The following is a 17402-nucleotide window of genomic DNA, read 5'->3' on the forward strand; positions in this document are numbered from 1 at the left end:
CGGTATACTATATGTGGAGGTGTGCGTCATGGAAAAGGAGGAACGGCATATGTTTGATATTATGGCAAAACCGGTGCAAAATGTCATTTTTGTACGGGAAGAAAAAGCAGAAGAATTTTTGCAGCAAAAAGCAGATGCAGAAATGAAAAAAAAGATTCTTTTCCGGGCGAAAAAAATCCAGGAGCAGATGGCGCAAAGTGAAAATGAAAAAAAGTAATCTCTATGGAGAAACGATTGCACTTTGCAAACCCGTGCGTCTAAGTGAACTCAGTGCAGAAGAGATGCGATCCTTTCATTGCGGCAATGATGTGATCGACGAATATATCAAGGAACATGCACACAAAGACGCACAGGCTGTTACATTTGCCATTCGGGATAAAGCTGATGGTTCTGTGATCTGTTGTTATTCGCTGAGCTGTTCGGGGTTCGTGGTGGAAAGTCATCATCATTTTACAATTTATCCGGCAGTGGAAATTAAGATGTTTGCAATGGATACAGCATATCAACATGTGCCTTATTCATCCCATCAAGATGATGGGACACTGAGTGATTTTCTGTTTGGCAGTGTTATTTCCCGTATTTATGAGTTTACAGAAAAAGAGTGCGGTGCAGATCACATTATTCTTTACGCCGTACTCAAAGCAGAAAATTTTTATCTCAAAAATGGATTTTCAAGATTTGAAGAATTTATGCTGCAATCCAAGTCCAGATTTTTAGATGGGTGTATTCCCATGTACATGAGTCTGTAATGCAATTAAGGGTGGAGATTTGAAACATGCGAAAAATCGGATTTATCATTCCGTGGTACGGAGAAAATATTCCCGGCGGTGCAGAGATGGAGCTGCGTGAGGTTGCGACCCATCTCCAGCAGGCAGGCATGGAGGTGGAGATCCTCACCACATGCGTCAAGGAATTCACAGCGGACTGGAATGAGAACTACTATGCTGCTGGCACTGCCGTGTTGGATGATATTGTGGTGCGCCGGTTTCCCGTGCGCCGCCGGGACGTGGCTGCTTTCGATCGGGTGAACCGGAAACTGATGCAGGGACAGCGTATTTCGCTCCAGGAGGAACAAACCTTTGTGGAGGAAATGGTCAACAGCCCTCAGTTGTACGAATACCTGGCAGATGCCTCGGAGGAATATTCCCTCTATGTGTTCATCCCCTATATGTTCGGAACGACTTACCACGGGATGCAGGTCTGCCCAGAAAAGTCTGTGCTCATTCCGTGTTTTCATGATGAAGCCTATGTGTACCTGCGGCTGTTCCGCCAGGCATATGTGAAGGCACGTGGCATGATCTACAACGCTATGCCGGAAATGGAGCTTGCCGGACGGGTGTATGATTTCTCCTCCACGGAGCAGATCTGCATGGGTATCGGCATGAATACGGAGATTCACCCGGATGCCGAGGCATTCCGCCAGGCATATCACATCGAAAAGTCCTTTCTGCTCTATGCTGGGCGGAAGGATACGGGAAAAAATGTCCACACGCTGCTGCGCTATTTTGCAGAATACAAGCGGCGGCAGGAGAGTGATTTACAGCTGGTACTCATCGGCGGCGGACAGATTGAGATCCCGGCGTCGGTGCAGGAGGATGTCTATGACCTGGGCTTTGTGACGACCCAGGAGAAATACAATGCCATGGCGGCGGCGGAATTGCTCTGCCAACCGTCCCATAACGAGAGCTTTTCTCTGGTCATTATGGAGAGCTGGCTTTGCGGCAGACCGGTGCTGGTGCATTCCAAGTGCGCTGTTACACGGGATTTTGCAAAGCGTTCCAACGGCGGACTGTATTTCCGGGATTACTTCGAATTCGAGGGCTGTGTGCAGTACATACTGTCCCATTCGGAACAGGCAGCACAGATGGGTGCAAACGGCGGTCAGTTTGTCAGGGAAAACTTTGACTGGTCGGTGATCGTGGAAAAATACAAGGCTTTTTTCGAAAAGCTGACAGAGGAGTGAAAACATGAAACGGATTGCGATCGTCAACCAGCGGTACGGTCTGGAGGTCAACGGCGGTTCGGAATATTATGCACGGCTCATTGCAGAACGTTTGGCAAACCGCTATGAGGTGGAAGTGCTCACCACAAAGGCGGTGGATTATACCACCTGGAAGGATTGGTATGCCCGTGATGTGGAGACCATTCACGGTGTTACCGTGCGGCGGTTTCCGGTGGAGCGTCTCCGTGCCCGGGATTTCAACAGCTACAATGAAGCATATTTGCAGGAACTTTCTCAGGGACAGCGCAGTCTGGCGAAGGAACGCACCTGGTTCGAGAAGCAGGGTCCCTATTCCCCGGCGTGCATCCGCTATATCCGGAAGCATAAGGACGACTATGATGTGTTCATTTTCGTGACATATCTCTATTATCTGACGGTCATGGGACTGCCGGAAGTGGCGGACAAGGCTATCTTCATTCCCACTGCCCACGAGGAACCCTATCTCCATTTTCTCACTTACGAGAATCTATTTACCAGACCCAAAGCCTTTGTATTCCTGACGGATGAGGAACGGAAGCTGGTGCGGCGGCAGTTCCCGAAAACAGAGCCAATTCCCTGTGATGTCATGGGTACTGGTGTGGATATTCCCTGTGATCCCGATCCGGCGCAGTTCCGGCGGCAGTACGGCATCACCGACCCCTATCTCATTTATGTGGGACGCATTGACGAGGGGAAGGATTGTCCCATGCTGTTCCGGTATTTCATGGAGTATAAGAAACGCTGCGGCGGCGATCTGAAACTGGTGCTCATGGGCAAGGCAGTGTGCCGGATTCCCAAGCACCCGGATATCATTTCTCTGGGCTTTGTGCCGGAGGAGGACAAGTTCCACGGCATTGCCGGAGCAAAGGCACTGGTGCTGCCGTCGAAGTTTGAGAGTCTGTCCATTTCCGTGCTGGAGGCAATGTCCCTGTCTGTGCCGGTGCTGGTGAATGGTGCCTGTGCGGTATTGAAAGGGCACTGCACCAAGAGCAATGGTGGGTTGTTCTATGCGAATTACTTTGAGTTTGAGGGTGCGGTGCAGTATCTGCTGCACCATCCGGTGGAATATATGCAGATGTGCGCCAATGCACGGGCGTATATTACCCGGAATTATGATTGGGATGTGATCATGCAGAAGTTTTCAGCGGTGATCGAGAGCGTGGGGAAGTAAAAACGGAAAGTTTGGATTATTACGTTACGGGTTTTAAAAAGGTAGCTTGTTAATGAAGTTTTTTGATCCAGCAATTTTTCAAAAATGCTGGCGAGGTCCAGGGCGAGGAGCCTTGGTCGCCGCCAGCAGGCGGCGAAACACCCTGGCGCATTCTTTTGCGCCACGGAGAGGGTGGTGAGAAAAAGCGACAGCTTTTTCGAGGCGGCGAACAAGACCGCCCCGCCTTGTGAAACCATTTTATCAAGAAAACCCTTGCAAACGTCCCGGTGGGACGTTTGCAACGAAAACCGTATAATTTGTTCGAATTAACATTTGCATATCATTACTATGACGGCGGGAGCAAGCCCCCGCCCTACGTATTGCAATCTTATCCATATTGTGATTACTGCGTTCCGTCTGTCTGGGGCTTTTAAAATAAGGAGGAATTGATACAGAATGAATTTATTTTCTGGGGTGGTATTGCTGGGCGTCATTTTTGCAGTACTGACAGTGGGTATTTGGTGGAAAAAAAGCAATGTGCTGGAAATCCTGGTGCTGGGCGTGGTCTACTGGTTCTGTGCCTGGATCATTGCTGGCATGGGTCTTTTTGTACTGGACGAATTTCGGCTGTTCCGATGCGCCTGTGCCACGGCTGGTCTGATTTTCCTGACGGGTATCGGTACAGTGCTGGTACGCCGGAAACGGGATGCCATACCCTGGCGGGAACTGGTACAGACCTCGTGGGATATCAGACCCCATTGGATCCCGCTCCTGGTGTGCTGCTGCGGTGCAGTACTCATTGCCGTAAAGCACGGCTTCTTCGGCATGGGACAGGATGAGGGCGTGTATCAGACTGTAGCGATCAATTTCATGAACGGGCTCACCGACCGGCAGCAGGATTTTCAGGAATATCATCTGCTGTCGGAACAGCAGCAGGGCGAATTCTTCGACAGCATTCGCCAGCGGCTCATCGGTTATGACCGGAATCCAGATGGCTATCCCGAAACGGTATACGACACTTCTGTCAGTCCGGTTTCGGGTATTTACCACGGCATTCCCACCTTTGCCTCCATCCTCGCCATGTGGGGAACGATCTTCGGTATGGCGCAGATGCAGGGCGTACAGACGCTGTTCTATTTCTGTACCATTTTCCTGGTGTTCTTCACCTGCCGGAATCTGAAGCTGCGCTCCTGTACCAGTCTGCTGGCATGTGCAGTTACAGCGGCTTCGCCTATCGTTGTCTGGGTGGCAAAATCTGCCCTGACAGAGGGATTTCTCGGCGTGCTCATGGTGCTGTTCCTCTACTTTCTCACGGATCAGGAGCACCCGGAACGGCAGTGGATGTCTATTCTCCCGGTGGCAGTGTTCGGCTGTTTCCATGTGTCCATTTACACCATGATCCCCATGTTCGTGGTGCTCTATGGCGGTATGTACTGGTTCACACGCCGCAAGTGCTTCGCTGTGCTCATGCCGGTGACGGTGCTGGGATATCTGGTGAGTTTTTTCGCCATGCGCCACGTCCAACCGTTCTACACTATGAATAACTATAGCCCCATTTTCGGGCTTGGCATTACCCAGAAGGAACTGCCCTGGTTTGTACCGCTGGTATGCGCAGTGGCACTGGTGTTCTGCGGTATCTATATCTGGGCAGTCCGGCAGTTCGTACACCGGAAATGTGCCCATCTGTCACCAGAAAGCTATCTGGAACGCTTCCGCAGTACGAAAATCGGATTTCTCCTGGTAGAGGCGCTTTTGATTCCGCTGGTGCTGTTTATTTTGGTGCGATGCTTCATGGCAGAAAGCCCTTTGGCGATATTCCGAGGGACGGCGTTTTGGGGGTATGTGTGCAATACCGGTTTCTTCCTGCTGGCAGTGGCGTGGATGTTAGGCGTACTGCGTCCTCGGTTTTATCTGGAATCCCCTCAGCGGCTCGTGGTGCTTGTGACGGCATTCTATTGTGTGCTGTTCTATGCGGCATTCCTGCGGTTTGAGGTGCAGTATTTCTACTACTATGGACGGTATCTGGCACCGTTTATCCCGGTGGCGGCGCTGTTTGGTGCGATGACCATTGACCGACTTCGTGCCCGGGTAACATTGCCGGTTATGGCGGCAGGTCTTGTGGCAGTAGCGCCATATGACCGGTTTCTTGCGGTCATGAAGGACGATACTCGTCTGGAGTGGGATGTGCTGGAGGAAACTGCGGCGCAGATCACCTCGGAGGACTGCGTTATTGTAGACAGCGATGCCATGTGGACGCTGTACCTGCCGCTGCGTGCCATGACCGGTGCGGCGGCGTATCCTGTGCTGGGGGATGATCTGGCGTCACAGGCAGAGGAACTGTCCCAGACCTACGATATGGTATATTATATCGGCAAGGGAGAATGGACAGAAGCCTTTGACGACCAGTTTCAGCTGGTGTATTCCAACGATGTAACCCAGTATAATGACGACAATGTCAGCGGCAGAGGACGTATTTCTCCCTTGCCCCTGGAATATCAGATCACAGAGAATACGGTGACCATGTATCGCTATTTGTCGGAACGGCTGGAATATCCAGCGGAAGAATGTGCCGCAGAGGAATACCGGGGTTTTGGCACTCTGGAACAGGACTTCTGCTGGTCGAATACAGAGGATGCCGCAGTGCGCTGTCAGCTGTCCTCAGAGGATTATACGCTGACCATCACCATGGGCTGTCTGATGCCCTTGGAGGCGCTGGAACTGGAGTCCTATTCCGTGACAGTCCAGATCAACGGAGAAACGGCAGGCACAGTAACAGTGGACGAAAGCAACAACGGCAGTTCTCTCTCTCTGGGCATTCCGGCGGAACTGGTGCAGGATGGGCAGAATATTGTCACACTGCAATGTGATCTGTGGAAAGCAGAACGGGTTGCCGCCGGAGATGCCCGTGAACTGGGCTTTCCGTTGGAATCCCTGGTATTTACACCCATGGCATAACTGCAAAGGAAAGGAATTGTGTAATTATGAAGCTGATCATTCAAATTCCCTGCTATAACGAGGAAGAAACACTGGAACTGGCATACAATGACCTGCCCAAACACATTGACGGCGTTGATACCATCGAATACCTGATCATCAACGACGGCAGTAAGGACAAGACGGTGCAGAAAGCCCGGGAACTGGGATTCCATCACATCGTCTCTTTCCGCCGGAACAAGGGCCTGGCACGGGGCTTTATGGCTGGTCTGGATGCCTGCCTGCGGCTGGGTGCAGATATTATTGTGAACACTGATGCGGACAACCAGTATTGCGGTGAGGATATCGAAAAGCTGGTGCGTCCCATTCTGGAGAAAAAAGCCGATATGGTCATTGGCGAGCGACCCATTGATGAGACAGAGCATTTTTCCTGGAAGAAGAAAAAGTTCCAGCACCTGGGCAGCTGGGTAGTGCGTGTGGCGTCTCATACCGAAGTGCCCGATGCCCCCAGCGGCTTCCGTGCCTACTCCCGAGAGACTGCCATGCGTATGAACGTGGTCAACGAATATACTTACACGCTGGAAACCATCATTCAGGCGGGACAGAGCAAAATGGCAGTGGCGTCTGTACCCATCCGCACGAACCCGGAAACACGCCCGTCCCGGCTGTTCTCCAGCATGTGGCGGTATATGAAGCGTTCCGCTTCGGTCATTATCCGTTCTGTAGCAATGTATCGTCCTCTGCAATTTTTCTGCACCATCGGTGCGATATTGTTTGTGCTGGGATTGGCCGTTGGCATCCGGTTTCTGGTGTATTTCTTTATGGGAACCGGCAGCGGTCATATCCAGTCGCTCATTCTGGCATCAGTATTGCTTATGATCGGGTTCCAGACCATTACCCTGGGACTTCTGGGGGATACTATCTCAGCAAACCGGAGACTTCTGGAAGATGTGCAGTATCATGTGCGTAAAATGGACTATGATGGAAATCCGGAAGAAAAGACACCGGATGATGAATAAAAAATTTACGTGTAGGGGCGGCTATTAGGGTTGCACTCATAACGAAGTTTAATCATAGCATTATTATTGACAAAGAGATTGTTTTGTGATGTAATGATTACTAAGATAAATCGGAATTTAAAGCAGAAAGGTATAATGATAATGAAAAAAATAGTCACATTCTTTTTATTGCTTGCAATGACATTACCAATCACCGCCTGCAATCAAAGCACAGAGCGCACGGAAAGTTCTTCTTCTGTTGAGCAAATACAGGAGCAATCGCAGACAGTATCTCCCACAAAGCTTACCAACAAAATGACAGAAGACGAGCGTCAAAGAGTAGACAAGCATGAACTCACGCTGTTGATTGAACCAAAAGAAACAACAAGCACTGAGCAGACAGAGCATAAGGTAAGTGTGGAGTTTTGTACACTAAGTATTGAAGAGTGGCGAGAGAATGTCGAAAACAATCATAACCAGAACCTGATAACCGATGAAGAATACGAAACGGCTATGGAGGAAATCAGGATCTCCGAGGAAAAAGGTGAGAACGCTATTCCCATTAATCCTTACATTCTTGTTGATGGTTATCTCATGACGTATGTTATTCCGTACTCTGATCCTGATTATGATGGTGGGCTGATTGTATTCGCCACCTCTACAATGGATGAGAACGGTGAGTCCAAAATGGAGCAACTGTCATTTGAAACATTCGAGGCGTATCTTGACTGGATCAGAAAGGAGGATGCCAAATTCGGGTATTCTGATGAGAAGATTGAACAAGATGTCCTTTATGTGCAGGTTGCCAATGAAGCTTTGAAAACAGGCGATTATGAGATTTTACCTGAAGGCACAGTCGATCCGCAGGATTCCTCGCTGTATTTGGGGTATGAGGATTACAGAAGTGAATGGGAATATGAACGTGAGGCAGTGGAGGCCATTCAGGATTCCATTGACGAGATCAGCATTTACGACGAAGAAATGGACACGGAATTCACTGTGCATGTGACGCTGCCTCCCGATTATGACAAGAGCAAGACTTATCCCGTATTCTTCCTGACTGACGGCATCTGGCGCTTCGGTAATTGTCCTGAGTTGAGAAAGCTTATGGAGAACGGTGAAGCTTCACCTGTTATCCTTGTAAGTATGTGGTACAGCTACAACACTCCATACGATGACGGAAATACTCGTTATTTTGATCTTGTAATAAATCGTGATAAGCTTCTGAATTTTGTTACGGACAATCTTATGCCCTATCTTACTGAGAATTACAATATTGACTGCGCAAATTCAACGCTCTATGGTCATTCTGACGGCGGCGTGTTTACCCATTATGCACTGTTCAATTCGGATAAGTTCGATAATCAGCCGTTTGGCCATTACATCATCGGCAGTCCTGCACTGTGGGGACTTTATAATTACAATGATCATGAGAATATCAGTTCGGATGATGTTTTGAATGATTATGGTTATTTTGACCGAAACGAAAAGCTCAGTAAAAGTGTGTTCCTCTGTGCAGGCTCACAGGAGGATCCCGACTATGCTGATAGCTATAAGGGACACGATACGACACTTGAAGGTACTGCGAAGCTGAAAGAACGACTTGAAGCTCATGGTGCAGACCTGACTTACAAATTATATGACTCACATCATTACCAGTATATCCCTGAAATGCTGGCTGAGTATCTGAAAGAAACGTATCCGTGTTAATTGAAGGCGAAAATTCTGATTTATGCGAGTAAACGAATCATAAAGCCCGAAAGCAGTTCTCATCAACCGCTTTCGGGCTTTATTTCTTTATTGGTACTACGCCTTAGCCGCCCGTTTTGATATACCGCTACACTTTCTGTAGTGATATGGCGTGTCGTGTCCACGAAAACGATTCCATGAATTACATTTCACGGCGAAAGCGTGATTTTCTCTACAGGGAATGTTTTTGTTTTGTTCTCACCCGGTTGACTTATCCACGGAATAATGCTATAATAAAAGGGTATATATAAAGGAGAGTGATTCGATGAAAGTGGTTTTGCTGGCACATACGCCTCAGCCGGAACAGACAGTTGCAGCGGCGGCACGGCTGTGCTATTCGGATACGGGAGTAGAAGAACTGCGGGATGCCATTTCCCTGGAACGTGCGGAACAATTTGTGGAAATGCTGGACGGCTTCGGGCATGAAAGTCCCGTGGAACATGTGACCTTTACCTTCGGCATTGAGGGCGTATCCCGGTCGTTTCTGGCACAGGTGACACGCCACCGCATTGCCTCCTATTCCGTACAGAGCCAACGCTATGTGCGGCAGGATCAGTTTGTCTATATCACACCTCCGGCAATTGAAGCAGACCCTGCGCTGAAGGCAGAATACCAGGCGGCAATGCAGCAGTCCATCGACGCATACAACCGTCTGGCAGATGCACTTGCTGCAAAATATGTGCCGGAATTCCTGGCGCAGGGACTGACGGAAAAAGCAGCCCGTTCCAAGGCGGAAAAGAAAGCCATTGAGGATGCGCGCTATGTGCTCCCCAATGCCTGTGAGACCAAGATGGTACTGACCATGAATGTCCGCAGTCTGCGGAACTTCTTCCGGCTGCGCTGCTGCAACCGGGCACAGTGGGAGATCCGTGCCGTTGCTACAGAAATGCTCCGGCTCTGCTGCAAAGTCGCACCCTCCCTGTTCCGGACAGCCGGTCCCTCCTGCTGCTGCGGCAGCTGTACGGAGGGGAAAATGAGCTGCGGTAAGGCAAAGGAAGTCCGGGAGAAATTTGAGGTGATCCACAATGGCTGAGGGAAAGATCATTGTACTGGACGGGCTGGACGGCTGCGGAAAGTCCACCCAGTTTGAAGCATTGCAGCAGTTGCTCCGGGAACACGGCAAAACCGTGAAGCCCATCAGCTTTCCCATGTATGACAAGCCCTCGGCAACGCTGGTGAAAATGTATCTCCATGGAGAATTTTCCGACACCCCCGGCGGTGTCAATGCCTATGCAGCATCCAGCTTTTACGCCGTAGACCGCTACGCCAACTACAAGCTGGACTGGGAAAAAAATTACTGCGCCGGCGAGTGGATCCTCGCCAGCCGCTACACTACCTCTAACGCCATCCATCAGATGAGCAAGCTGCCTACAGAACAATGGGACGATTATCTGGCGTGGCTGGAGGATTATGAATACAACAAGCTGGGACTGCCAAAGCCGGATCTGGTACTATTTTTGTCCATGCCTCTGGAATTATCCCAGCAGCTGCTCTCCAAACGCTATGAGGGTGACGCTGCCAAAAAGGATATCCATGAGGCAGATCTGCAATATCTGGAACAGTGCGATCGAGCGGCACGCTATGCCGGAGAACGGCTGGGCTGGCATCGGATCGAATGCGCTGATGGCACTTCCCTGCGTTCGATTACGGAGATCCGGGACGAATTGTTCCGGCAAATACAGGAGGAACTCGGATGCTGAGTTTTCGGGAGATTACCCTTGCCGACCGGTCTTGGATCCAGAAAGCACTGAAACAGTCAGACTTTATGGGCTGTGAATACAGCTTCGCCAACAATCTGGCATGGCATCGTGCTGCGGATTCCAGAATCGCCCGGTTTGAGGACTTTTATCTCATCTGTGCCTTTGCCACAGAGGACGGCGCACCTCATTTTTCCTTTCCTTCGGGAACAGGTGACTACCGCCGTGTTATCGGGGCAATGGCAGAATATGCTGCTGCCGCAAATCAGCCCCTGATTATTACCGGACTGACAGACCGGACGATGCCTGTTCTGGAACAGGCATTTCCCGGCATGTTTTCTTTGCACAACGACCGGGACAGTGCCGACTACCTCTACCTGACAGAGGAATTCACAGCGCTGTCCGGGAAAAAATATCATAAAAAGCGCAACCATATCAGCCAGTTTTCCAAATACGGCGCTGTTTTTTCGGAAATGACGCTGGCGGATTTTGACGAGTGCATTGCCTTTGCCGCCCATAGCTATAACGCAAAAGACGGCTATACAGACACCTCCAGCGTCATAGAACAGTACGCCATCCACACCTTTTTCGAGCATTTTGCAAAGTTAGAACTTTGTGGCGGCGTGCTCCGTGTAGACGGCGAACTTGTTGCCTTTTCCATCGGTGAACCCATTTGCAGCAACGTATTCGGCGTGCATATCGAAAAGGCAGACACACGCTATCACGGGGCATATCCGGCTATGGCGCAGCAGTTTGCTGCCCATTTTGCCAAAGGGTATACCTATCTGAACCGGGAAGAAGATCTGGGCGTACCAGGACTGCGGAAGTCCAAGCTTTCCTATTATCCGGCAATTCTGCTGGAAAAGTGGACAGCAGTATGCGATACGCCGGAACAATTGTTTTAAATCAAGGTCATATTTGTAGGGGGCGGATATCATCCGCCCGTGTCCCTACAATGATAAAAAGAAAGGATTATTCCCATGATTTATGTATTTTTAGCAGAAGGATTTGAAGAAGTAGAAGCCCTGGCACCAGTGGATATGCTCCGCCGTGCTAAGTTGGATGTGACTACAGTAGGCGTTACTGGGAAGATCGTCACCGGTTCCCACGGCATTTCCGTAACAGCAGATATTACTGCCGACCAACTGCCCATAGATGCCACAATGGAAATGATCGTGCTGCCAGGCGGTATGCCGGGCACTCTGAACGAAGAAGCATCCCCTGTGGTACAGGCAGCCATCGACTACTGCGCCGCAAATGACCGCTGGATCAGTGCTATCTGTGCTGCGCCGTCTATTCTGGGACACAAGGGGCTGCTCCAGGGAAAAACTGCCGTTTGCTATACGGGATTTGAAAAGGAACTGACCGGCGCAGAGATCAGCACATCCGGCGTGGTAACTGATGGCAAGATCATTACTGCAAGAGGCGCTGGCGTGGCAGTGGACTTTGGTCTGACCCTGGTGGGCGCAATGCTGGGCAAGGAGACGCAGGCACAGATCCGGGCGTCCATTCTCTGTGACTGACCAGATCGCTGCCAAAAAGCAGCTGCGACAGAACATGCGCCAAAAGCGCCGAAATTTGCCGTCTTTGGAAAAACAGGCGCTGGATCAGCAGATGACACAGCAGTTTCTATCCAGTACGCTTTATAGCGCATGTGAACAGCTATTCTGCTTTGTGTCCCTGCCACAAGAACCAAACACCATGGCAATCCTGCGACAAGCACTGGCGGACGGCAAATGCGTGGCAGTACCACGCTGTCTCCCGGACAAAACCATGCAGTTTCACAGGCTGTATCCAGACAAAGACATCACAGTACAGCTGAGTCCTGGTACATACGGCGTATTCGAACCGCTGGAAGATCTGCCTGTAGTGACACCGGATGAGGCGGCACATCCCCTTTGCCTTGTGCCGGGACTTGCCTTCGACCGCATGGGCGGACGGCTGGGATATGGCGCAGGATATTATGACCGCTTTCTGGAGAAATACCCCTTTTTGCTGAAGATCGGCTACGCTGCTTCAATATTTATAACAGATGAAGTCCCCATGGAACCGACAGACCAGCGTCTGGACGGCATCGCCACCGAATATCCGTTGGAGGTATGGAATGGATAACAAAGACTACAACCGAGACAAACTGCTCGATGAAATATTACGGGAAACGGCGTCTCAGAAAATGCCCGCCGAAACGCCCAGAGAAGAACCGCCCCAGGCTGTACCGGAACGCCAGCCGAAGCCAGAACAGAAAGCATCTGTTTCCCACGCTTTTTCTGCGCCGGAACAACCCCAGGTGCTGGATTCGGAGCAGTCCTCTGCACCATCCCTTGCCTACGATCCGGAACCTGTTTCTACGGCATCCCGTCCGGTACAGAAAGAGAATACTTTTTCGGAAAACAGCTGGGAGACGACGCCCCAATCCCGCCCCTATTCCGTCAGCGATCCTCTGTGTGACGATCTGGAAGGCGAAAGTCAACCCTTCCGCCCGGAACCGATACATAATAACACCCCGGAGGCACGTCCCCGGAAAAAACGGAAAAAGCACCGTGGCATCAGTGCTTTGATCATGATCATTGTCATTATTGCCGTTTCTGTGCTGCTGTCCAGTCTCCTGATCGTCTATGGTCAGGATCTACTGGGCATCAACAGCGACAGTTCCACCAAAATTGTCACGATTCCCCAAGGGGCATCCATGGATGAAATCGCAGAAACGCTGGAGGGAAACGGTATTATCTCAAAGCCGAGTTTCTTTGTCTTGATCGCCGGCATGAGCGACAAAGACAAAGATATCAAACCCGGCGACCACGAATTGCGGCCGGATATGGCATATGAAACCATTCTGAGCGAACTAGTCAGTGACCCTCTGGACAACGCCCTTTCTGTCAGCATTACATTCCCCGAGGGAATCCGGCTGGTAGATGCAGCAGATCTGCTGGAAGAAAATAATGTCTGCGATTCCGAGGAATTTCTGGACTATTTCAACAATGATGCCAAGTTCGGCTTTGCCTATGAAGAATATCTCCCCAGCTTCCAGGACGAGAAATTCTATCACATGGAAGGCTATCTCTTCCCGGATACTTATACATTCTATCAGGAAATGAATGTTGAGCTGGTGTGTCAGAAAATTCTGAGCAATTTCAACAGCAAGATCCTGCCGGAATACTACGACCGCATGGAAGCCCTGGACATGACCCTGGATGAAACCATTATTTTGGCATCCATGATCCAGGCAGAGGCAGGCAACACAGAACAGATGGCGACCATTTCATCTGTATTCTGGAATCGCCTGAACAATGCTTCAGAATATCCGCTGCTGCAGTCTGACCCTACCACAAAATACGTAGAAGAAGTTATCAAGCCTCACAGCCAATCCTACAATCAGGCAATGTATGATTCCTATGACACCTACACCTGCACGGGTCTGCCGGCAGGTCCTATCTGCAATCCGGGCAGTGATGCCATTTATGCTGCACTTTATCCAGCAAACACCAACTATTATTATTTCTACTCCAATATCAACACCAAGGAAACATTCTTTGCAGAGACACTGGAAGAGCATGACGCAAACCAGAAAAAGGTAAAGGAACAGCAGAAAGCGGCAGAAGAAGCCGCAGCGGAAACGGAGGACGCTGGAGATGGCGACACTGAGGAATAAGCCGGAACTTCTGGCACCGGCAGGCGACTTGGAACGATTACAAGCAGCGCTGGATTATGGTGCAGACGCAATCTATCTGGGACGGGAAAGTTTCAGTATGCGTGCGGCGGCAAGCAATTTCCACAGTGCAGAACAGCTCCAGGAGGCTGTGGCGCTGGCGCACCGATATGGTAAAAAGGTCTATCTGACCTGCAATACTCTGCCCCGGAATGAGGAGATCCCCACCTTTCCACAGTTTTTGCAGGAGGCAGCAGATGCCGGAGCAGATGCGCTGATTCTGGCAGATCTGGGACTTCTGGCAACGGCACGCAAACTTGCACCAGACATGGAGATTCACATGTCCACCCAGACCGGCATTGTAAATTACGCATCCTGCCAGGCATTATACGATATGGGCGTCAAGCGTGCAGTACTGGCACGGGAGCTGTCTCTGGAGGAAATTGCTGAGATCCGGGCGAAAATTCCGGCAGATATGGAACTGGAGGTCTTTGTCCACGGTGCGATGTGTATGTCCTTTTCCGGGCGCTGTCTCCTGTCGGCATATCTCACAGGGCGGGACGCCAACCGTGGTGCATGCGCCCAGCCCTGCCGCTGGAACTATCATCTCATGGAGTCCACCCGGCCGGGACAGTATTTCCCTGTAGAGGAGACAGACGAGGGCACCTATATTTTCAATGCCAAGGACTTGTGCATGATCGACCATTTGCAGGATCTGCTGGACGCCGGCGTGGACAGCCTGAAAATCGAAGGGCGCAACAAATCGGCATATTACGTGGCAATTGTGACGAATGCCTATCGTGCGGCACTGGATGCAGTCTTGTCCGGACAGCCTGCGCCGCAATGGGCATTGGATGAAGTGGTACAAGTCAGCCATCGGGAATACTGCACGGGATTTTTCTACGGCAGAGAAAATGCCAGTCAGCGCTATGAAAGCAGCAGCTATGTGCGTAACTGCGATGTGGTAGCTGTGGTGCAAAAATGGCGTGACGGGCGGCTGTATTTGACCCAGCGGAATCGCTTCTTTGCCGGGGATACCCTGGAAATTCTTGCGCCAGGGCAGCCGCCTGTGACAGTGGCCGCAGAGAGTTTGGAGAACGGTAACGGTGAAGTCATTGAAACGGCAAATCATGCCATGATGGATTGTTCCATTGCCTGTGAAAAGACGTTTCCGGCGGGAAGTGTGGTGCGGAAACCGTTTTCCTGCGAATAATCGTGTGATTCTGATACACACTCTGTTTTAAGGCATTAACCCAAATAAGCAAAGTCGGACTATTTTGCAAAATGATTTTTGCGCACTTGACAAATGCTTATTGTTGTGGTATAATCATAATAGTAAAAGTTAATGAATCTCCACAACGGTTCACAAAAAAGTGACACCCACCGAACTGCTTCTTCGGTGGGTGTCGTTTTGTTATGTTTGGGTTGGCTGCCTAAGATTTACTTTTTGCCGCCGTCCAACCACTTGCAGATGTAGTATGAAACTATACATGCCGCAACGGAGACAAGAAAAGTCGTTAAAATCTCCACTTCGGATTCACCTCCTCCCCGAGTTCGGCTTGGAGTTGGCAGCAAGTATAGTATAGCATAATTTATAAAATTTGTCAAAAACGGCGTACACTCTAAAATTCGGAGTTGTACGCCATTTTATTTCTGTTTATAAAACAGATCCGTTTTATTTACCGTTCCAGGATCTGGCTGCGATCCGGACCATTGCCCACCATAACTACCTTACACTCACAGACTTCTTCCAGACGTGCAATATACTTTTTGCAGGCTTCCGGCAGTTCGTCGAAGCTCTTGCAGCCGGAAATATCCTCATCAAAGCCCTCAAATTCCTCATAAATCGGCTTGCAGTCTGCCAGGGATTCCAGTGCTGCCGGGAAATCCTTCAGCACAGTGCCATCGGGCTTTTCATAACCAACGCACATTTTCAGCGTACCGATACCGCTGAGGGTATCCAGTTTGTTGATTGCCAGACCGTCCAGACCATTGGTGCGGACAGAATGACGAACAATCACAGCATCAAACCAACCGGTACGTCTCGGACGGCCGGTCGTTGTACCGAATTCACCGCCCTTGTTGCGGATCAGTTCGCCGGTCTCGTCCTCCAGCTCAGTGGGGAACGGTCCCTTGCCCACACGGGTGGTATATGCCTTTGCAACGCCGATGATGTTGGTGATGATTTTCGGACCAACGCCAGCTCCGATGCAGGCACCAGCAGAAATCGGGTGAGAAGAGGTAACATAGGGATAGGTACCGAAGTCGATATCCAGCAGGGTTGCCTGTGCACCCTCGAACATGATGGTCTTGCCTGCCTTGTTTGCCTCATAGGTCAGCACAGAAACGTCATCCACATAGGGTGCCAGGCGCTTGCCGTACTCAATATATTCTGCAATGACAGCGTCCAGGTCAAATGCCTCGCCGCCATAAACGGCAGTGATGATCTTATTTTTCAGCATACCGGTAGTACGTGCCTTTTCCGCAAAAATTTCCGGATGTACCAGATCATACACACGCAGACCGCAACGCTCATACTTGTCCATATAAGTAGGGCCAATACCACGCTTTGTGGTACCGATATCCGAATTGCCCCGGAACTGCTCTGACAGACCATCCAGTGCAATATGCCACGGCATTACCACATGGGCACGGGGGTCGATTTTCAGATTTGCAGTGGAAATACCACGGCTTTCCAGACCATCCAGCTCTGATATGAAATCCTTGGGATCCAGGACAACACCAGCGCCAATAAGGCACAGAGTATCCGGGTACAGAATACCGGAGGGGATCAGGTGGAGCTTGTAGACCTCACCGTTGTTGACCACCGTATGACCGGCATTGTTACCGCCTGTGGCACGAACGACCACATCTGCTCTGGATGCCATAATGTCAATGATCTTTCCTTTTCCTTCGTCTCCCCATTGTGAACCGACTACAATATTTGCAGGCATAAGAATTCCTCACTTTTCCAAATTACAGAATTTTCTTTCGGTTGCAGCATTCACTGCAGCATACAGTTCTATTATAGCAGGGTTTACGCAGAATTGCAATAGAATTTGCAGAAATTTTTCTTTTTTGGGAGAAATGCTGTGTTTTCATCAAGTAAACAAATACCACCTATTCACCGAAATCGACCGACTATCGCACTTCTGTTGCAAACCCAGAAGGGATATGCTATGATAACAACAGGAGGGTGCGCCAGTTCGGTGCAGATAAAATAGTTCGGTGAAAGTCCGAACCCGGA

The 17402-nt window shown here is 50.2% G+C and carries 15 protein-coding genes; 14 read left to right on the forward strand and 1 reads right to left on the reverse strand.

The features are described 5' to 3' along the window. The first annotated feature begins 28 nt into the window (after positions 1 to 28). The 14 genes from QZ375_RS07540 to QZ375_RS07605 all read left to right on the forward strand — a co-directional run bounded on the left by QZ375_RS07540 (position 29) and on the right by QZ375_RS07605 (position 15368). On the forward strand, positions 29 to 217 hold the full coding sequence (locus tag QZ375_RS07540) for a hypothetical protein (RefSeq protein ID WP_295217526.1): 189 nt from the start codon (positions 29 to 31) through the stop codon (positions 215 to 217). Beyond that, positions 198 to 749 carry a hypothetical protein gene (locus QZ375_RS07545; RefSeq protein ID WP_295217529.1) on the forward strand — a complete coding sequence of 184 codons (552 nt, stop codon included), beginning with the start codon at positions 198 to 200 and terminating at the stop codon, positions 747 to 749. The genes QZ375_RS07540 and QZ375_RS07545 overlap by 20 nt, the downstream gene beginning before the upstream one ends. Positions 750 to 775: 26 nt before the next feature. After that, on the forward strand, positions 776 to 1963 hold the full coding sequence (locus QZ375_RS07550; RefSeq protein WP_295217531.1) for a glycosyltransferase family 4 protein: 1188 nt from the start codon (positions 776 to 778) through the stop codon (positions 1961 to 1963). Positions 1964 to 1967: 4 nt separating this feature from the next. Then, complete coding sequence (locus QZ375_RS07555) at positions 1968 to 3152, forward strand: glycosyltransferase family 4 protein (protein WP_295217533.1); 1185 nt, start codon at positions 1968 to 1970, stop codon at positions 3150 to 3152. Positions 3153 to 3587: 435 nt separating this feature from the next. Further along, a complete protein-coding gene (locus QZ375_RS07560; RefSeq protein ID WP_295217535.1) occupies positions 3588 to 6086 on the forward strand; it encodes a hypothetical protein in 2499 nt (832 codons plus the stop codon). A 26-nt stretch (positions 6087 to 6112) separates the two neighbouring features. Next, positions 6113 to 7084, forward strand: coding sequence for a glycosyltransferase family 2 protein (locus QZ375_RS07565; RefSeq protein ID WP_295217537.1), 972 nt, complete (start codon positions 6113 to 6115; stop codon positions 7082 to 7084). A gap of 141 nt (positions 7085 to 7225) precedes the next feature. Continuing rightward, positions 7226 to 8773: an alpha/beta hydrolase-fold protein gene (locus QZ375_RS07570; protein ID WP_295217539.1), complete on the forward strand. Its 1548-nt coding sequence runs from the start codon at positions 7226 to 7228 to the stop codon at positions 8771 to 8773. Between the two features lie 304 nt (positions 8774 to 9077). After that, a complete protein-coding gene (gene thyX, locus QZ375_RS07575) occupies positions 9078 to 9845 on the forward strand; it encodes an FAD-dependent thymidylate synthase (RefSeq protein WP_295217541.1) in 768 nt (255 codons plus the stop codon). Beyond that, positions 9838 to 10512 carry a thymidylate kinase gene (locus QZ375_RS07580; protein ID WP_295217544.1) on the forward strand — a complete coding sequence of 225 codons (675 nt, stop codon included), beginning with the start codon at positions 9838 to 9840 and terminating at the stop codon, positions 10510 to 10512. The genes thyX and QZ375_RS07580 overlap by 8 nt, the downstream gene beginning before the upstream one ends. Beyond that, positions 10506 to 11414 (forward strand): phosphatidylglycerol lysyltransferase domain-containing protein, encoded by a 909-nt coding sequence (locus QZ375_RS07585; RefSeq protein ID WP_295217545.1) that lies wholly within the window; start codon positions 10506 to 10508, stop codon positions 11412 to 11414. The genes QZ375_RS07580 and QZ375_RS07585 overlap by 7 nt, the downstream gene beginning before the upstream one ends. A 75-nt stretch (positions 11415 to 11489) precedes the next feature. Then, entirely contained in the window at positions 11490 to 12032 is a 543-nt protein-coding gene (locus QZ375_RS07590) for a DJ-1 family glyoxalase III (protein WP_295217548.1), read from the forward strand. Beyond that, entirely contained in the window at positions 12025 to 12621 is a 597-nt protein-coding gene (locus tag QZ375_RS07595; protein ID WP_295217550.1) for a 5-formyltetrahydrofolate cyclo-ligase, read from the forward strand. Before QZ375_RS07590 ends, QZ375_RS07595 begins: the two co-directional genes overlap by 8 nt. Beyond that, on the forward strand, positions 12614 to 14158 hold the full coding sequence (mltG, locus tag QZ375_RS07600) for an endolytic transglycosylase MltG (RefSeq protein ID WP_295217552.1): 1545 nt from the start codon (positions 12614 to 12616) through the stop codon (positions 14156 to 14158). Before QZ375_RS07595 ends, mltG begins: the two co-directional genes overlap by 8 nt. Beyond that, positions 14139 to 15368 carry a U32 family peptidase gene (locus QZ375_RS07605; RefSeq protein ID WP_295217554.1) on the forward strand — a complete coding sequence of 410 codons (1230 nt, stop codon included), beginning with the start codon at positions 14139 to 14141 and terminating at the stop codon, positions 15366 to 15368. Before mltG ends, QZ375_RS07605 begins: the two co-directional genes overlap by 20 nt. 466 nt (positions 15369 to 15834) lie before the next feature. On the opposite strand, the gene QZ375_RS07610 is transcribed toward QZ375_RS07605, so the two are convergent. After that, positions 15835 to 17109, reverse strand: a complete 1275-nt coding sequence (locus QZ375_RS07610; RefSeq protein ID WP_295217556.1) for an adenylosuccinate synthase — start codon at positions 17107 to 17109, stop codon at positions 15835 to 15837. Between the last annotated feature and the right edge of the window lie 293 nt (positions 17110 to 17402).

The organism is Ruminococcus sp., assembly GCF_019417665.1.
Taxonomy (GTDB): Bacteria; Bacillota; Clostridia; order Oscillospirales; family Ruminococcaceae; genus Ruminococcus_C.

Excerpts from the sequence above, each read along its gene's own strand:
- QZ375_RS07540 (WP_295217526.1), top strand. The coding sequence starts at position 29 with ATGGAAAAGGAGGAACGGCATATGTTTGATATTATGGCAAAACCGGTG.
- QZ375_RS07585 (WP_295217545.1), top strand. The coding sequence starts at position 10,506 with ATGCTGAGTTTTCGGGAGATTACCCTTGCCGACCGGTCTTGGATCCAG.
- QZ375_RS07560 (WP_295217535.1), top strand. The coding sequence starts at position 3,588 with ATGAATTTATTTTCTGGGGTGGTATTGCTGGGCGTCATTTTTGCAGTA.
- QZ375_RS07570 (WP_295217539.1), top strand. The coding sequence starts at position 7,226 with ATGAAAAAAATAGTCACATTCTTTTTATTGCTTGCAATGACATTACCA.
- QZ375_RS07610 (WP_295217556.1), bottom strand. The coding sequence starts at position 17,109 with ATGCCTGCAAATATTGTAGTCGGTTCACAATGGGGAGACGAAGGAAAA.
- QZ375_RS07550 (WP_295217531.1), top strand. The coding sequence starts at position 776 with ATGCGAAAAATCGGATTTATCATTCCGTGGTACGGAGAAAATATTCCC.
- thyX (WP_295217541.1), top strand. The coding sequence starts at position 9,078 with ATGAAAGTGGTTTTGCTGGCACATACGCCTCAGCCGGAACAGACAGTT.
- QZ375_RS07590 (WP_295217548.1), top strand. The coding sequence starts at position 11,490 with ATGATTTATGTATTTTTAGCAGAAGGATTTGAAGAAGTAGAAGCCCTG.
- QZ375_RS07580 (WP_295217544.1), top strand. The coding sequence starts at position 9,838 with ATGGCTGAGGGAAAGATCATTGTACTGGACGGGCTGGACGGCTGCGGA.
- QZ375_RS07605 (WP_295217554.1), top strand. The coding sequence starts at position 14,139 with ATGGCGACACTGAGGAATAAGCCGGAACTTCTGGCACCGGCAGGCGAC.
- QZ375_RS07565 (WP_295217537.1), top strand. The coding sequence starts at position 6,113 with ATGAAGCTGATCATTCAAATTCCCTGCTATAACGAGGAAGAAACACTG.
- QZ375_RS07555 (WP_295217533.1), top strand. The coding sequence starts at position 1,968 with ATGAAACGGATTGCGATCGTCAACCAGCGGTACGGTCTGGAGGTCAAC.
- mltG (WP_295217552.1), top strand. The coding sequence starts at position 12,614 with ATGGATAACAAAGACTACAACCGAGACAAACTGCTCGATGAAATATTA.